The sequence below is a fragment of the Halobacteriovorax sp. DA5 genome (genome assembly GCF_002903145.1).
Classification (GTDB): Bacteria; Bdellovibrionota; Bacteriovoracia; order Bacteriovoracales; family Bacteriovoracaceae; genus Halobacteriovorax_A.
In genome coordinates, this window is the sequence record NZ_PPDJ01000009.1 from 28,005 (window position 1) to 44,069 (window position 16,065).

Sequence of the window (16,065 nt, forward strand, 5' to 3'; positions counted from 1 at the left end):
TTTTACGGGCCTTTTTTATGCCTAGAGGCACTTTGTGCCACGAGTTAAAATCAGTCGTTTCTTAAGGTAAAATTAGCCTGTGAAGAAGTTGATTTTATTTTGCCTATTAATTCACTCAAGTATTTTTGCAATACAGTTTGAGGATGCAGTTTTTCCAGAACTCATTACGTCTTCTCGTGCACTTGCCATGGGAAATGCCTTTATTGGTAAAGTCGATGATGCTTCAGCGGCATTCTATAACCCTGCTGGACTTGGTACTTATCGAGGCCGTCATTTCCATCTTTCTAACTTCCAATTTGAGACGAATAAAGGTTGGATGGAAACGCTTTTTGGTGGAGATGTAACTGGTAATGCTGGTGATTTATTTGAGGCCCTATCACTTGAAGGTGCTAGAAAATTACTTAATCAAAACAAGGGAACAGTTGCTCACAGCCGTTTTCAAATGATGCCAAATTTTGCGACTAGATATTTCACGATTGGTTATATGTATTCAGTTCAGCAAAGAACATTTATCGGTGATCAGGTTGGTGACCAATTTGAATACGCCCAAAGAACAGATACTGGTCCGTATGCAGCTTTTAACTTTTCTCTCTTTGGAGGAATTTTTAAATTTGGTGCTTCTGCTACTTATTTATTTCGTAAAGAAGCTGTTGGACAATCGGATCCAAATACTCCACTAGCATTGGCGGATGATGATTATAATCGCGGAAGAATGCTATATCTAACAACTGGAATGAGAATAACTCTTCCAACGGCCTTTATCCCTACGCTTGCTGTTGTTAGCCACAATACAACTGGTGATAGTTTTAAAAAAATGAATGGTGCTGGAGCCCCTGATAAAGTTAAACAAAGTTATGACCTTGGGCTTTCTATTACGCCACAACTTGGTAGAACTGTACGCGTTCACTTAGAAGTAGATTATAAAGATTTTTTAAATGCTCATGATACAGTGGACTTCAAAAGAAAGCTTGGGCTTGGTCTTGAGTTTGATCTACGTCGTATCTTCTTCTTGAGAATGGGCTACGGCGATGGCTTCGGTTCTGGTGGAATTGGTATTCGTACTAAGAAAATGGAGTTCGATCTCTCAACTTATGCTGTTGATACAACAGATTCTGACTTCAGAGGTAAGGTCGATCGTCGATATGTTTTAGGAATTTCTAGTGGCTTCTAGCCAAATACCTCTAAATAGCTGAAATCCGTCAAATATTATTTTAAAATTTAATGCACAGCATGTGCACCTTTTGCACTAAAATTGGTAATCTAGCTCCACTTAAAAAGGGGCGTTAAATGCTTGATAAAACTGCAAAAGGATCAAATGTGGGTTCTACCAACTTAGATAAGAAAAAAGAGATTATTAAAAAATACAATCTTTCGAAAGAAGATCTTATTTGGATGCTTCGTAACGTTTTCGTTTCAAGAAAACTAGACGATGCAGAGATCACAATGAAGAAGCAGTCGACTGCGTTCTTTCAAATTTCTGGTGCAGGACACGAAGGTGTTTTATCTGCTCTTGCAAAAGTTCTAAAGCCTGCGCATGACTGGTTTATCCCATACTACCGTGATAGAGCACTTTGTACTGGTCTTGGTGTAACTCCATATGAAATGCTTTGCCAAGCTAACGGAAATATCGGAGACACGGCAACTCACGGGCGTCAGATGCCTGCTCACTGGGGTAACGTAAAACTAAATATCGTTCAAAAGTCTTCATGTACTGGAACTCAGTTCCTTCAAGCATGTGGTGTTGCTGAAGCAGGACTTGCACTTAAAGACCTAAAAGAAAAACACAAATTTGATACTTCAAAATTTTTAGTTGAAGATGCTGAAGTTGTTTATACTTCATGTGGTGATGGAACAATTGCTCAAGGTGAGTTCTGGGAAGGACTTACAACTGCTTGTGCTAATAAGCTTCCAGTTCTTTTCCACGTTGAAGATAATGGTTATGCCATTTCAACAATTACTTCAATGCAAACACCAGGTGGATCAATTTCAAAAGCACTTGATGAATTCCCAGGTTTAAAAATCATTGAATGTGATGGTAATTGTCCAATTGAATCATACAAAGCAGCTGAAAAAGCAGCTAAACATATTAGAGAAGGGAAGGGGCCAGTTCTTCTTCATTCTCATGTAACTCGTCCATACTCTCACTCTCTTTCTGATGATCAATCAATGTATCGTACGAAAGACGAGTTAGCGCAGGAAAAACAAGTTGATGTATTTAACTCATATCCAAAAACTCTTATCGCACTTGGTGTGATGACTGAGAAAGAAGTTAATGATCTTCTTGAAGAAGTTTCTCTAGAAGTTAGACGTGCAATGAAAGAAGCAGTTGATACTGAATGGCCAGCGCCAGAAACTTCACTTGATCACTTATACTCACACGATATTGATCCAACTTCTTCAGACTTTGAAACTCAAGGTACTTTTGAAGGAAAAGATGATGTTCCAATGGCGTCAGCTATCAATGCTGTTCTACGTTCTGAGTTCTCTAAGAACCCATTACTAAGAATGTTTGGTGAAGACGTTGCAGACTTCTCTGATCTTGAAAGACTTAATAACCCAGACCTTAAAGGTAAGGGTGGTGTTTTTAAAGTTTCTTCAGGTGTTCAAAGAGCATCTTTAGAAGGACAAGTGTTTAACTCACCACTAGCTGAGGCAAATATCATCGGTCGTGCAATCGGTATGGCGATGAGAGGACTTAAGCCAGTTGTTGAAATTCAATTCTTTGACTATATCTGGACTGCATATATGCAACTTAAGAACGAGATGGCGACGACTCGCTACCGTTCAGGTGGAGACTTCAAGTGTCCAATGGTTGTACGTGTTCCTATCGGTGGATACCTAAGAGGTGGATCGATTTATCACTCTCAGTGTGGAGAGTCTCTATTCACTCACGTTCCAGGTATTAGAGTTGTCTTCCCTTCAAATGCGGCAGACGCTGCTGGGCTTTTAAGAACTGCAATTAGATCAGATGATCCTGTTATGTTCCTAGAGCACAAGCACCTTTACTACCAAGGTTATAACCGTACTGCAGATCCAGGTGAAGAGTATATGATTCCATTTGGAAAAGCTCGTATCGCAAAACAAGGTGCTGATGCAACTGTGGTTGCTTGGGGAGCTCTTGTTCAAAAATCAATTGATGCTGCTAAGAAAATAGAAGCAGAAACAGGTAAGACTGTAGAAGTAATCGATCTTCGTACACTTGCTCCATTTGATATGGATGCAATTAAGAAGTCACTTGAGAAAACAAATCGTCTTCTTATTTGTCACGAAGAAACTAAGACTTCTGGTTTTGCTGGTGAGATCGCTGCATGTGTTAACGAAGAATGTTTTGAGGCCCTTGATGCTCCAATCCTTCGTGTTGCTGCAAAAGACTCTCACGTTGCATACTGCCCAACTTCAGAGGATTTCATTCTTCCACAAGTTGCAGACGTATACGAACAACTTAACAAACTTTTAAATTACTAATACCGAGGCCAGCTCTTATGATTAATTATTTAAATGATAAGAGCTGGCTTTCTCACTTAGAAAACGAATTCCAAAAAGATTATATGGTAGAGCTCGCTGAATTCTTAGATTCAGAAGAAGCGGACGTTTATCCTTCCCAGGATGAATTCTTTGCAGCTCTCAATCTTACTCCACTCGATAAGGTAAAAGTTGTGATTCTTGGGCAAGACCCATATCACGGTGAAGGACAGGCCCACGGGCTAAGTTTTTCTGTAAAGAAGGGAGTTAAAATTCCACCTTCTCTTAGAAATATCTATAAAGAATTAAATGAAGATCTAGGAATTGAAATTCCCCAGCATGGCTTTCTAGAAGACTGGGCAAAAGAAGGAGTTCTACTTCTTAACAATTGTCTTAGTGTCCGTAAGGCACAAGCAGGCTCTCACCAAAAGAAAGGTTGGGAGAAGTTTACAGCAAAGATTATCGAAGTCGTAAATGATCACTGTGAAAATGTTGTCTTTATTCTGTGGGGCTCTCCTGCTCAAAAGAAGGGAAAGAATATTGATGAATCAAAACACTTAGTAATTAAGACAGTTCATCCATCACCATTATCTTCATATCGTGGTTTCTTCGGCTCTAAGCCTTTTTCACAGGCCAATGCCTATCTCGCTCAAAAGAATCGCGAGACTATCTCTTGGGAAGTTCGCAATTAGGCCAATTGTTACTAGTGCTAAGGCATGCTTCTTTGTTCTTTGAGAGTAAATAATTACTCCAATTAAAATGAGAAAATTTACATGAATAAAGCCGAGTGCTTGCGCTAAATCGTAACTTATCTCTATTAATCCCGTATATGCTGAAATGAACCATTGTGCGTAATTAAAATAATCAATAAAGAATAAATTAAGAAAGAGAATAGGATAAATGAGTGTGAAAATACTTGTTAGTAACGGTGAGAGAACGATTGTTGCTGGATAGATTATACCCGTAAATTTATGAGCTATAAAAAGTTGGGCCACAAAGAAGAGTAGATACATTTTATAAAGACGAAACTCTTTAATTGAAAAGATGAGAGCAAGAAATAGTGTACTTAAGTAAAATGATAGTGGAGAGTATCGATAAGTTCCAAAAAAGAAATCCGTTATAAGAAAGAAGATAAAAATTTGTAACTTAGAATAGTTTGTTTCTCTCATCCTATTTAAAATAAAGAAGCTTCGAATTAGTGCCACTCGTCTAAATGAATAATAACCTGGAAGAAAGAAGTAGAATCCTAAGCATAGGACAAGTTCAATAAAATTGGATACCTTTGGATACTTTCTTCTTAGTAGATAAAAAATGAGAAAGAGGGAGCTTAAGTGGAGTCCTGAGGGAGTCATGAGATGAAGCAAATTTAGGTGAGATAGCTTTCTTCTGAATTCTTTATCTAGTCCCCATTTTTGTCCTGTTAAAACTGAACGGTAGAAGTAAAACTCAGACTTTTTGTGAAAAGCTGCCTTCGTTTTAATTGGAAGCTTTATTTTTGGGGGACGATTATATTGCTTGTTGTCATCTTTTGAGAAAAGTGGATTAATGAGTAGAAATGCAAAGAGAAAGATAATATTGAAACGCATTGCAGCTATATAAGTCAAAATTGAGCAATTATCAGGATTTTTGGGGGTTTCGGGAGTTTTTTTTCTCATTTGAAAATGGTAGAAAAAACATCTAAACGGAGTAAGAAAGAAATGAATTTATTAGTAAATAAAGCACTACAAGATTCGATAGAGATCTATTTCAAAGAGGATGATCTAAGTCGTAACCTGAACTATATTCAATCACTTCCAAATGATGAAGTTCAATGTAAGTTAAAGATTAAGGATGATATGGTTCTTTGTGGCCTGCCTTATTTTATTGAAGCCTTTAACTACCTAGGTGCTAATTTAAATTATGAAAACTTTAAAAAGTTTGAAGGTCAAAAATTCACAAAGGATGAAATGGCCGAAATTGAATTTAAACTTCCTTTCTCAATTGCTCTAACAGGAGAGCGAATTGCTCTTAACTTAATTCAAAGAGCATCTTCAATTGCAACATACACAAATAAATTTACAACTCTTGCACATGATAGTGGCGTAAGAATTCTCGATACAAGAAAGACTCTTCCTGGATACCGTGCACTTGAGAAGTACGCAGTAGTAACTGGTGGAGGATATAACCACCGCTTCGGTCAAAGTGATATGTGGATGGTTAAAGATAATCACAAGTCATTCTTTGGTGGTGTAAAAGAGGCGATTGATTTCTTCAAATCTAAGAACTCATTTTATACGCCAATCGAAGTTGAGATTCATGATCTTAATGAACTACAGATTGCACTTGGTGAAGGTGTAAGACATATCATGCTTGATAACTTCTCTCCTGAAGAGATTAAAGAAGCTGTAAAAGAGAAGCCAGAAGGTGTTACTTTTGAAGTTTCTGGTGGTGTTCGTTTAAATACATTAGAAAGCTATCTGATAAAAGGTGTCGACGCTATCAGTATAGGTGCTCTTACTTACGATGCTCCTGCTGTGGATTTATCGCTAAAGTACGCGAGAGGTTAGAGAAGTGAATAGTTACGACTTCGATGTTCTTATTTTAGGTTGTGGAATTGCAGGTCTTGCTACTGCTGCAAAGCTTGCAGAGAGTAATTTAAAAGTAGGAATTGTGACTCGTGCAAAGGATCCTCAGGTATCGAATACATACTGGGCACAAGGCGGAATCATTTATCCAAATGCAAGTGATGATGCTCTAGGAAAAGATATTCAAGTAGCATCTTCTAATACTTCTAATCCGCAAGCGATTGAAACATTAAGAAATTTTGGAAAGTTAGCGATTGATGAACTCTTATTAGAGAAAGCAAATGCTAATTTTGAAAGAGATGAGAATAACTCATTAAAATATACAAAAGAAGCCGCCCACTCAATTGAGAGAATTCTTTATCGTGGTGATTACACTGGTAAGGAAATTCAAATTAGTCTTTTAAATTTACTAAAAGATCAAAAACGCTATCCAACAGTACACTTCTTAGAAGCACATACTGCAATTGATTTAATTACAGCTTCCCATCATGGTATTTCAATTTCTCAGCGTTATGAGGAAAGAAAAATTCTTGGTGCTTATCTATTAAATCAAGAAAAGGGTAATGTTGTTAAGGCCATGGCAAAGAAGACTGTTTTGGCCACAGGTGGAGTTGGTGCACTTTATCTTCATCATTCAAACTCTGGAGCAAGTCGTGGTGATGGGATTGCAATGGCAAAGAGAGCTGGTGCAGATATTATTGATATGGAATTTATTCAATTTCATCCAACAACATTCTATGATTCATCTTCACATGGACGCTTCTTAGTTTCAGAAGCTGTGCGCGGAGAAGGTGGAGTTCTTGTTAACTGTAATGGTGAAAGATTTATGGGCAAATACCATCCAGAGATGGAACTTGCTCCACGTGATGTTGTTGCTCGTTCAATAATGGAAGAAACTATTGAGACGAGACACGAGTGTGTTTATCTCGATATTTCACATAAAGATGGAGAGTGGATTAAAGAGCGCTTTCCAACGATCTACAAGCACTGTCTAGAACACGGTGTGGACATGACAAAGGAGCCTATTCCTGTTGTTCCTGCTGCTCACTATACTTGTGGTGGTGTTAAGATTGATATGAAGGGACAAACCTCAATTAAGAATCTCTACGCTGTAGGTGAAGTGTCTTGTTCAGGACTTCATGGCGCAAACCGACTTGCTTCAACTTCACTTCTTGAAGGTTTAACTTGGGGTTATCTTGCGGCTATTGATATTTCAGAAAATATTGGAGAGGAAACTCTTTATTCGCATCTGCAAATTAAGAATTGGCAAGAAGAGTACGCTTCTATTGATAAGGCCCTTGTTCAGCAAGACTGGATGACTCTAAAGCTTACAATGTGGAACTATGTTGGTCTTTCAAGAACAACAAATCGTCTTAAACGAGCACTAGCAATGTTTAATGAAATCAATGATGAAGTTTCTCGCTTCTATCGAAGCTGTAAACTTGATGACAGCTTAATTGGTTTAAGAAATGCTATTGAAGTTTCAACGATGATCGTTAAGTCGTCCATGAGAAATAAAGAATCGATTGGTTGTTTCTATCGTAAAATGTAAAAAAGAAGGCCAACACCCTTGAGAGAGCTGGCCCGAGAGCAAGTATCAGTTGCGAGATTTCCTGCTTATCTACATCCAGTAGAAGAAGACTAGGTATGATATATCGTCTCTAATAAAGATTTGTATCTGGCCGTATTATCCTTGAGACTGGTGACGTAAACACGATTGCCAGGTGTTTCAAATTTAAGCTGCAGATTTAATAAAGTTTAGTAAGCTAGTTCCCCATTGGTTAGGTGAAGCAATCAATGCTGCTTCAAAACTTAGAACTTCTTCAACTTCTTCCTTAATTTCTTCGATATCTTGAGTTTCCTCGTAAATATCAATTTTATTCTGGTCACCATCTTTGATAACCTTATATACTTCAAGATCCAGTTCACAATCTTCAATGATTGAATTCTTTAAAGTGGAATACTTCCATGTATTCCCAACGATCTTGCATCCATCAAAATTGCAAGCTTCAATATGTGAAAATTCGAAGCTGCAATTTTCAAACGAACAGTTGATAAATTTACACTCTTTCATCTTCGAGCCAAAGAAAATGCAAGACTTGAAGTTTACAGCGATGAAAGTGGTTTGAGAGAAGAGAGAACCAGATATGGTTAAGTTACTTAAATCACTTGATCTTACTAGCTCTTTTTCAATTACTTCATACTGTCCATTTGTGAAGTCAGATAATGTCTCAGTCATAATGAAGTTTGTTAAAGTGGCCATGTGATCCCCCCAAGCCTTGCTTAATTTGTGGATTAGTTCATCCACACTGCAATAATAACCATTCTTGACCAGTTGCGTCAAGCAATAAAATTGCATCAAGAAATAAAAATTAAAACCGATAATGATATTAGGGACTTTTGAGGCATAAAATTTCAGGCCGCAATTGCACCTGAACGAAATATCAGCTAGTTGCAGGTGTTTCAATATGCAAGGAGAAGTATATGTCTGAATTTAACAAAGAGAAATTAGACGATTATTTAGGAATTATTAGGAAGTACATGCAGGTTAGAGGGCCGATGACACAAAAAGATCTCGCTGAATCAACTGGTCTTGGTGTTTCTACTGTTTCTCGCTTTCTTTCGATGAAGACAACTGAGATTAATCCTCAAGTAGTCGCTAAAATTACGGCCGAATTGGATATTCCTCTTCATGAAATGATCGATTTTGTCGAAGAGCACTTTACGGATCACTTTATAAGATTAGTTAAATTCTATAAAGGTGATGAAAAGAAAGAGCAGCCTACACAACAACAAGCGCAACCTCAACAGAAACCAGCCGGTGGTGGATTTGAAGAGGCCCTCGTTGACACAATTAAAAGTGGAACAACTGGCAATGCTCAAATCAATGCTAATCCAACAATGAAGATTGGTGGAAAAACGAGAACGATGCCATTTGTTACAGATACGAGTAATGAAGAATTGTTAAAAGAGCGTATGGCCCAATTAACACCAAGGCAAAAAGCTTACGTTGCTGATTTTTTAAGTCTTGATATCGACGCTAGAGATTTAATTGTCGATCTTGGAAATGACTTATTTAGATATTTTAGACAAAGGGGAATGATTGCTTAATGCATTTTAAAAAGACACTCCTTGCATTCATATTTTCATCTGCGGTAGTAGCACTTCCGCAAACGGTGGAATTTGTCTTTTTATCAGCGGCTCCTAAACAAACACTTTTAGAACAAATTCTATTCAAAAATATCTCACGTAAAATTGCCCAAAATGACGATCACTGTATAGAGATGGGTGACGGATGCTTTGATCCGCAAACAGGTTACATGGTTGGTAAGTCAGGCAAAGACTATGTTGATCAAGAGTATGGCATACCTGATAAAGATGTTGCTGTCGAGAATACGATAGATTCCGATATGATTAGATGTACAGGTGCATATTTCGATATTTTCTGTGGAAAGGCCAAGAAAGTTGAAAAGAAGAAAGTACCTAAGTATGAGGTTTGGATTGATACAAGTGCGTCACTTCGTAATTCAGATTGGTCTAAATCTGGAGACACTTGTTACCGCAGAAGTTTTGTAAGCCGTTTAACTTATGGCTGTCCTGTCACAATCAAGGCTTTTGACTCATCAATTAGAGAAATTAAAAATGACCTCTATCTTTGCCAAACGAAAGGTGGCAATAACACACAAAAAATTATTCGTTGGGTAAAGAACTCAGATGCAAAGCATCTTTTTGTTCTGACTGATATTGATGAAGCCAAAGGAGAGTTAATGGACTTCCTTAGTAATATTGGTGCGACGATCCATGGTGTCGGAAGTAAGGGTTTTTATCCAGAAGATCTATTGAAATTGGCCGATACTTTAAAAGCATCTTGTCAAAAATAGTAGAAATCGCTACAAATAATCATGTTTAAAAAACTTCTTAAATGGTCGAAAGATACTTATACAGAGCTTCCTTGGCGAAGAAATAGAACTGTGTACAAGACACTTGTCTCTGAAATAATGTTGCAACAAACAACTGTAGGTACAGTTCAAAATCACTTTGATAGATTCCTATCAATTTATCCAGATATTGAAACACTTGCTTCTTCAACTGAGGAAGAAATTTGCGTTGCTTGGAAAGGTCTTGGTTACTATCGACGTGCTCGAAACCTTAGAAAAGCAGCAATTGATATTGTCGAAAACTTTAATGGAAATATTCCAACAAAGTATGAAGAGTTAATCTCAATTACTGGAATAGGTGAATACACTGCAAATGCAATTTTGAGTATTGGACAAAATAAAAGTGCTCTTTCAATTGATGCAAATATTGAAAGAGTTGTTAGCCGTATCTATGGATTAAAAGGTGCCAAAGGCCCTAAGCTTCAAAAGCTTATTAAGCAAAAATTTGAAGCAGGCGAGTTTCCAGAAATTGCAAAGTGTAAGGGACGTGAAATCAACGAGGCCCTAATGGATCTTGGTCGAATCTATTGTCAGGCAAGAAGTGCAAATTGTGTTGGTTGTCCTGTACATAAAGATTGTGTTGCTGGTAATTCAAAAGATGCACTTGAATATCCTGAGATTCCTGTGAAGAAGATTGCTAAAACTTATGAGCTTGATTTACTAAGAATAATTGTCAAAGAAAATGACTCTATTCTTGGATATCGTAAGGCCGATGATGAGTGGCTTTCTGGTCAAATTGAATGTCCGACTTTTATTCTAAATAGTGAAGATAAGAAACTTAAGCAATATCCAGAGCTTGATTCAAAGTTATCCTATAAGAAGTTAAAGAAGTATAAAACGGCCATTACAAAGTATAAGATTACTAATTATATTCTTGAAATTTCTCATGCCGAATTTAAGAAGAGTTATTCCGGATCATTTAGAAAGTATAAGCTAAATGAGAAGTTAAATATTTCGACGGCAACAACGAAGGCCCTTGCTAAGCTGTAATGAAAGTAAATTGTTTCACGGCCATTAAAGTAATTCTTCTTGCGGATGGAATAAAGATTCCATATGAACGAGTTTATGAGTTCTTTGATTCTGTTGAAGACAAGTCTTTTGTAAAACATCGCCTAAGTGAACTAGCTGTTGGTGACTTAATTCTTTGGCGAAAGAATACCATTCCATTTAGTGGTGATACTGGTCACATTGCAATTATTAGAGAAATTCTAACTGATGGTTGGATCAGAGTTTATGATTATTCAAAACAGCCTCATTCAAATGAAGTGTGTACTCGACCTGGACTTGGAGAAGGGGAGATGAAGTTAATTTTAGACGATGATGAAATTCTTGGATTTATTTGGTCAAAAGAAATTAAGAAGACCAAGATGACAAAAGTCTTGGGGATTTCTCCCCAAGACCTTAAAAAATTATTCTAATTCTTTAATAAAGAAAGTGTAAATATCAGCAACTTCTTTGAAAGATTCAAACCTACCTGAAGCTCCTGCGTGACCTGCATCCATATTTGTCCAAAGAAGTTTTACACGAGAATCTGTCGCATAATCACGAAGTTTATAAGTCCACTTCATTGGTTCCCAATAAGTAACGCGAGGGTCATTTAGGCCAGCAATTGCAAGTACTGCTGGGTAGTCTCTATTTTGTACATTTGAATACGGACAATATGACTTGATATAATCAAAGTATTCCTTATCATTTGGATTTCCCCACTCTTCATACTCAAGCTGAGTTAGGGGAAGACTATCATCAAGCATTGTGTTTAGAACGTCGACAAATGGAACATCTGCGCAAGCTGCACCAATGAGGTTTTCTGTGTCGAGGTTGATCGTTGCACCTACAAGCATACCACCAGCGCTTCCCCCCATAATTCCGATTTTACCTTTTGCAGTATATCCCTCGTTAATCAGATACTTTACACAAGAGTAAAAATCTTTAAATGTGTTTTGCTTCTTTAGAAATTTTCCATTCTCATACCATGCACGTCCCATTGTCGAGCTTCCACGAATATGCCCAATAGCGTAAACGAAGCCACGATCAAGGAGTGAGATATTATTGCGGTTAAACCATGGATGAATTGAAATTGAATATGATCCATATCCGTAAAGAAGACACTTGTTAGGATCACCAATCTTAGTTGTCTTTGCTCTAATGATTGTCATTGGAACGAGGACTCCATCGTGAGAAGGGATAAATTTTCTCTCGACAACATAATTTTCATGATCAAAGCCAGGAACTTTAACTTGATGAATATGCGTTGATTCACCTGTTTCTACATTGTAGTCAAAAGTGGTACTCGGAGTCGTTGGTGAGCTGTAGTTGTAACGATATACATTTGTATCAAAATTTGCGTTATTACCACCGCCTGCATGATAAGCATCTTCTGGAAAAGTAATCTCTTTTCTCTCGCTACCATTGATAACAAGAAAGTGATTTAGTCCTTTTTCACGAAAGCTTACAACTTTAAAATCCTTGAATACATTAATATTTGTAAGATATCTCTCAGGACTTCCTTCAACTTCTACAGAAGCAGTCGCGTAATCAGGGTTTGTAATTGGAGTTCTTAGAACTGAGAAGTTTTCGCTAAACTTATTTGTTAGAACTAAGAAATCGTTCCCATCTGCTTCAACTGTATATTCAATCTTGTCTTCTTTAGGGAAGATTTCAATAGGGTTTAGATCACTCGCATCAGCTTTCAAATATGAGATTGAATTATTTGAAGATCCACCCGCATTGATTAGTAAGAACCTGTGATCCATTGTTTCTTCAACAGTAAGGAAGTATTCACCAGACTCTTCAGTATAAATAACTTTATCAAATGAATTATTTATATCAGTAACGTGAACTTTAAATGGACGCATATTCTCATCCATTTCAATATAGGCGTAGTGCTTTGAATCGTTAAACCACACAGGGCCGCTGTTAATTTTCTTAGGACCTTCTTTAATGATTTCATTTGTTGATAAGTCTTTAATATATAGATCGTATAACTCATCACCATTGTCATCAATCGTGTAGATTAAGTAGCGATGGCATGGAGAAATTTCAAATGCACCAACATCAAGGAAGTCACGTCCCTTAGCTAATTCATTTTCATCGAGACAGACTTGTCTTTCATCTGTGCCAATGTGGCGACGAAAGTGAATTGGGTAATCTTTCCCTTCTTCATATCTTTCAAAATACTCGTACTCATCATGAGGATATGGACATGTTTCATATGTTTGAAGTTCACGAGATTTTAATTCTTCAAAAATTGTATTTTTTAGTTCTTCAGAATCACTTAGGTAATTTTTAAAGAGTTCATTTTCTTCATTGAGAAATTTCATAACGTCACTATCTTCTTCGCGATTTCTCATCCAGAAGTAGTCGTCAGTTAAAACCTGATCGTGAATTTTTGTTTCGTGTGGGATTTTTTTGGGTTGAGGATAATTCATTCTGCCTCCGTGTTTGAAATGTAAGGAAGGGAGTGGATTGCGCTAGCAATACACTCCCATAAAGAGTCAAGGTATAAGCCGGGTCCTGTATTGGACTATCATTCGTCTAGGCCAGTAGTTACCCACTGGCTCGAGCGCTTAACCCGTCAACAAGGGCTGGCTACCCCATGAGTCGACCTATTCAAGCTTGCACCGCCTAGAGTTTACCTGTTTTCACTACAGCAGGTGAGACGAATCTCGTCACTGATTGGCCGGCCGAAGCTACCCCAATCGAGTTCAAACCCCTGTACTTCCTTTCTGTTGCACTTGTCCTAGTCTCACGACCGACGGGCGTTACCCGCTAAGCTGCCATATGGTGCCCGGACTTTCCTCCCGTCTATTACACCGAAGTATAATAAACCAGCGATAGTCTCCTTAACTCTTTGCGAATTTATGCCCTATGTCACATCAAATGTCAAAGTCTTGTTACACCTCTGGTCATGGACTAAGGGAGTATGGTAAAACTTTTTTTAATTATATTCGTATAAGTTATATAGCCAATCGCCTTGGAGAATTGATGAAATATATTTTATTGGCTCTTGTGTCATTTTCAGCAAGTGCAAATCTAAAAAATTATGTACGTGAATATTTAAAAGATTCAACAGAAGTAAAAGAAGCTAGCTATAACTTTGAACTCTCAAAACTTACTCTAGAACTTGAGTCTGGTGATAAGAGGCCATGGACTTTAGGTGTTCTTGCTCAACATGATGATGTTGGACTGATATCAAACCCGAATAATCCGAATCTTGTTAACACATACAAAGCATTCAACTCTGGAGTTGAACTATCGAAAGAAAATGTTTGGGGTGGAAAGTTTTCTATTACTGGATCTTATATTGATTTTAGTGGTGGGACTGAATATGAAGGTTATAACCAAGAAGTTTCATATACTCAGGATCTAGGAAAGAACTTCTTTGGACGTAATGACGATGCTGATATCAAAATTGCCGAAAAAAATGTTTATTCTTCTAAGTATGCATTCGATGCCGAAGTTTCTCAAAATGTTCTTGGCTTAATTGAAACATATTATGACTATAAGAAAACAAAGACTTTAATTCAGCTTAAAGATGAAGCGATGAAACGTGCTGAAAAGAGACTTAAGTTTGTTCAAAAGCAAGTTAGAGATGGACTTAAGGAAAGAGTAGATCTTTATTCTGCACAAGCTTCTGTGAACTCTGTTGGAGAGGAACATGCAGAGCTTGAGTCACAACTTGAAACTTACAAGAAGTCATTAGAAAGTAAACTAGAGAGGGCCCATTCATTTAGAGATATAGATTTATATAAAATCGAAAAAATCAAAATGGAGCCAATTACTGATGGAGAGATTGATTCTAACCTGACAATTCAAGCATTGAATAAGAAGCTAGAGGCTTTGGAAAGTGCAATTGAAAAGTACGATAACTCAGTATTTCCAACAATCGAGCTTAGTGGTGCATATAAGACAAATAGTTATACTGTAGCAGGTAGTGGGAATGTATTTAGTGATGGTACATTTGGTTCTGATAATGACGCTACCGAAGTTGGTCTACAGATTGTGATCCCACTTGGTATGACTGTTGAAAAGAATAATTTAAAAGAAGCGAAAATTAATAAGCTAAATACAGAGTATCAACATAGACTAGCTAAAATTCGAACAAAGAATCAGCTAGAAGCTCTTAAAAATACGATTCGTCTTATTGATAAGACAATTGATTTAGTTCTAAAGAGACACAAGTTAGCGACTCTATCAGTTAAGGAGTATAATAAGCTCTATTCAAGAGGGCGTGCTGACTTTGATAATGTCATCTCAGCTGAAGAAAGACTTATTAGTACAGAGAATAAATTTGTTGAGTATATCAGCCGTCGCCAAAAGTTATATTTTAGCTTACTTGATATCTATGGAAAGCTTGGTAATTACTTTCAATAAAAAATTATAATGTTCGCAGGGTGCTAGGGAGAATCAATCTTCCACACCCTCGGCATAGAATTAAATCTTTTCCACTATTAAACTCACTACATTCACCTGCAGAATAAGTTAAACGACAACTTCCACAGCTATTTCCCTGAAGAAATGTCGCAGCACTACGATGATTTTTAACTTTTGCTTTAAGGTATAGGTCTTTTGCACGAGTACCTACCTCGGCTAGGAGGCCATCGATTTGTTTATTGAGATCATTTACTTTAGAGTCATTTCTTAATTTTATTTGTGTAACTTCTTCGTTAATTTCTGAAATGGTCTCGTTAACACCTTTAATAAACTCTTGTGTATTAGAAATTTCAGTTTCAATTTCCTCAATTTTCTCAAGTAGCTCTAAAATAGTATCTTGCTTTTGATTTGAATCTTCTTCTAGGGAAGATATAGTTTTTTGGATGGCCTCTTCTTGTTGAGAGCTAGTAACAGAACTTAAATTCTGTTTTGCCTGATCTAGCTTCTTGTCTGTATCAAAGAGTTCTTTCTCAAGAGAACTTAAACTTGCTTTTGTTTCAGTAAGTTGCACACTAAGTTGATCATTTAACTCTGTTTTGTTGTCTAGTTGTTTATTTAAAAAATCAATTCTTTTCAACTCTTCGTCTGTCGCGGACTCTAGGCCCTCAATGACTTTTTCTAAATCCATGACATCTTTTAGATATTTTAAGTTTTCCATTTGTAATTAA

At 37.0% G+C, this 16,065-nt stretch carries 14 protein-coding genes and 1 other RNA gene; 10 read left to right on the forward strand and 5 right to left on the reverse strand.

Translation table 11 applies throughout. The annotated features are described in order from the left end of the window. Positions 1-79 precede the first annotated feature (79 nt). The 3 genes from C0Z22_RS12660 to ung all read left to right on the forward strand — a co-directional run bounded on the left by C0Z22_RS12660 (position 80) and on the right by ung (position 4,154). Positions 80-1,171 carry a hypothetical protein gene (locus tag C0Z22_RS12660; RefSeq protein WP_103218741.1) on the forward strand — a complete coding sequence of 364 codons (1,092 nt, stop codon included), beginning with the start codon at positions 80-82 and terminating at the stop codon, positions 1,169-1,171. 116 nt (positions 1,172-1,287) lie between these two features. Next, the gene (locus C0Z22_RS12665; RefSeq protein ID WP_103218742.1) at positions 1,288-3,465 is read left to right on the forward strand and encodes a thiamine pyrophosphate-dependent enzyme; all 2,178 of its coding nucleotides are present in this window, start codon (positions 1,288-1,290) and stop codon (positions 3,463-3,465) included. A gap of 17 nt (positions 3,466-3,482) precedes the next feature. Then, positions 3,483-4,154, forward strand: coding sequence for a uracil-DNA glycosylase (ung, locus tag C0Z22_RS12670; protein ID WP_103218743.1), 672 nt, complete (start codon positions 3,483-3,485; stop codon positions 4,152-4,154). Here the strand turns inward: ung and C0Z22_RS12675 are convergent. Continuing rightward, a complete protein-coding gene (locus C0Z22_RS12675; protein WP_233189730.1) occupies positions 4,089-5,048 on the reverse strand; it encodes a ComEC/Rec2 family competence protein in 960 nt (319 codons plus the stop codon). The genes ung and C0Z22_RS12675 overlap by 66 nt on opposite strands. A 111-nt stretch (positions 5,049-5,159) precedes the next feature. Between C0Z22_RS12675 and nadC the strand changes: the two genes are divergently transcribed. Beyond that, a complete protein-coding gene (gene nadC, locus C0Z22_RS12680; RefSeq protein ID WP_158246921.1) occupies positions 5,160-6,008 on the forward strand; it encodes a carboxylating nicotinate-nucleotide diphosphorylase in 849 nt (282 codons plus the stop codon). A 4-nt stretch (positions 6,009-6,012) separates the two neighbouring features. Then, entirely contained in the window at positions 6,013-7,578 is a 1,566-nt protein-coding gene (gene nadB / locus C0Z22_RS12685) for an L-aspartate oxidase (protein ID WP_103218746.1), read from the forward strand. Between the two features lie 183 nt (positions 7,579-7,761). On the opposite strand, the gene C0Z22_RS12690 is transcribed toward nadB, so the two are convergent. Further along, positions 7,762-8,289 (reverse strand): pentapeptide repeat-containing protein, encoded by a 528-nt coding sequence (locus C0Z22_RS12690; RefSeq protein WP_158246922.1) that lies wholly within the window; start codon positions 8,287-8,289, stop codon positions 7,762-7,764. Between the two features lie 221 nt (positions 8,290-8,510). Here C0Z22_RS12690 and C0Z22_RS12695 point away from each other — a divergent pair, with 221 nt between their 5' ends. Genes C0Z22_RS12695 through C0Z22_RS12710 form a run of 4 tightly spaced genes read left to right on the forward strand, consistent with a single transcriptional unit; the run spans position 8,511 to position 11,382 of the window. Next, positions 8,511-9,137, forward strand: a complete 627-nt coding sequence (locus C0Z22_RS12695; protein WP_103218748.1) for a helix-turn-helix transcriptional regulator — start codon at positions 8,511-8,513, stop codon at positions 9,135-9,137. Then, positions 9,137-9,907: a hypothetical protein gene (locus C0Z22_RS12700; RefSeq protein ID WP_103218749.1), complete on the forward strand. Its 771-nt coding sequence runs from the start codon at positions 9,137-9,139 to the stop codon at positions 9,905-9,907. Before C0Z22_RS12695 ends, C0Z22_RS12700 begins: the two co-directional genes overlap by 1 nt. 21 nt (positions 9,908-9,928) lie before the next feature. Continuing rightward, positions 9,929-10,954 carry an A/G-specific adenine glycosylase gene (locus C0Z22_RS12705; protein WP_103218750.1) on the forward strand — a complete coding sequence of 342 codons (1,026 nt, stop codon included), beginning with the start codon at positions 9,929-9,931 and terminating at the stop codon, positions 10,952-10,954. Continuing rightward, positions 10,954-11,382 (forward strand): hypothetical protein, encoded by a 429-nt coding sequence (locus C0Z22_RS12710; RefSeq protein ID WP_103218751.1) that lies wholly within the window; start codon positions 10,954-10,956, stop codon positions 11,380-11,382. The genes C0Z22_RS12705 and C0Z22_RS12710 overlap by 1 nt, the downstream gene beginning before the upstream one ends. Here C0Z22_RS12710 and C0Z22_RS12715 read toward each other — a convergent pair. Both C0Z22_RS12715 and rnpB read right to left on the reverse strand, forming a co-directional pair. After that, entirely contained in the window at positions 11,374-13,392 is a 2,019-nt protein-coding gene (locus C0Z22_RS12715; protein WP_103218752.1) for a S9 family peptidase, read from the reverse strand. The genes C0Z22_RS12710 and C0Z22_RS12715 overlap by 9 nt on opposite strands. Before the next feature lie 58 nt (positions 13,393-13,450). After that, an RNA gene (rnpB, locus tag C0Z22_RS12720) (RNase P RNA component class A) lies at positions 13,451-13,814 on the reverse strand. Between the two features lie 134 nt (positions 13,815-13,948). On the opposite strand from rnpB, the gene C0Z22_RS12725 reads away from it, so the two are divergent. Next, on the forward strand, positions 13,949-15,337 hold the full coding sequence (locus tag C0Z22_RS12725; RefSeq protein ID WP_158246923.1) for a TolC family protein: 1,389 nt from the start codon (positions 13,949-13,951) through the stop codon (positions 15,335-15,337). A 4-nt stretch (positions 15,338-15,341) separates the two neighbouring features. Here the strand turns inward: C0Z22_RS12725 and C0Z22_RS12730 are convergent, their stop codons facing one another. Then, positions 15,342-16,055, reverse strand: coding sequence for a zinc ribbon domain-containing protein (locus tag C0Z22_RS12730; protein ID WP_103218754.1), 714 nt, complete (start codon positions 16,053-16,055; stop codon positions 15,342-15,344). Positions 16,056-16,065 lie beyond the last annotated feature (10 nt).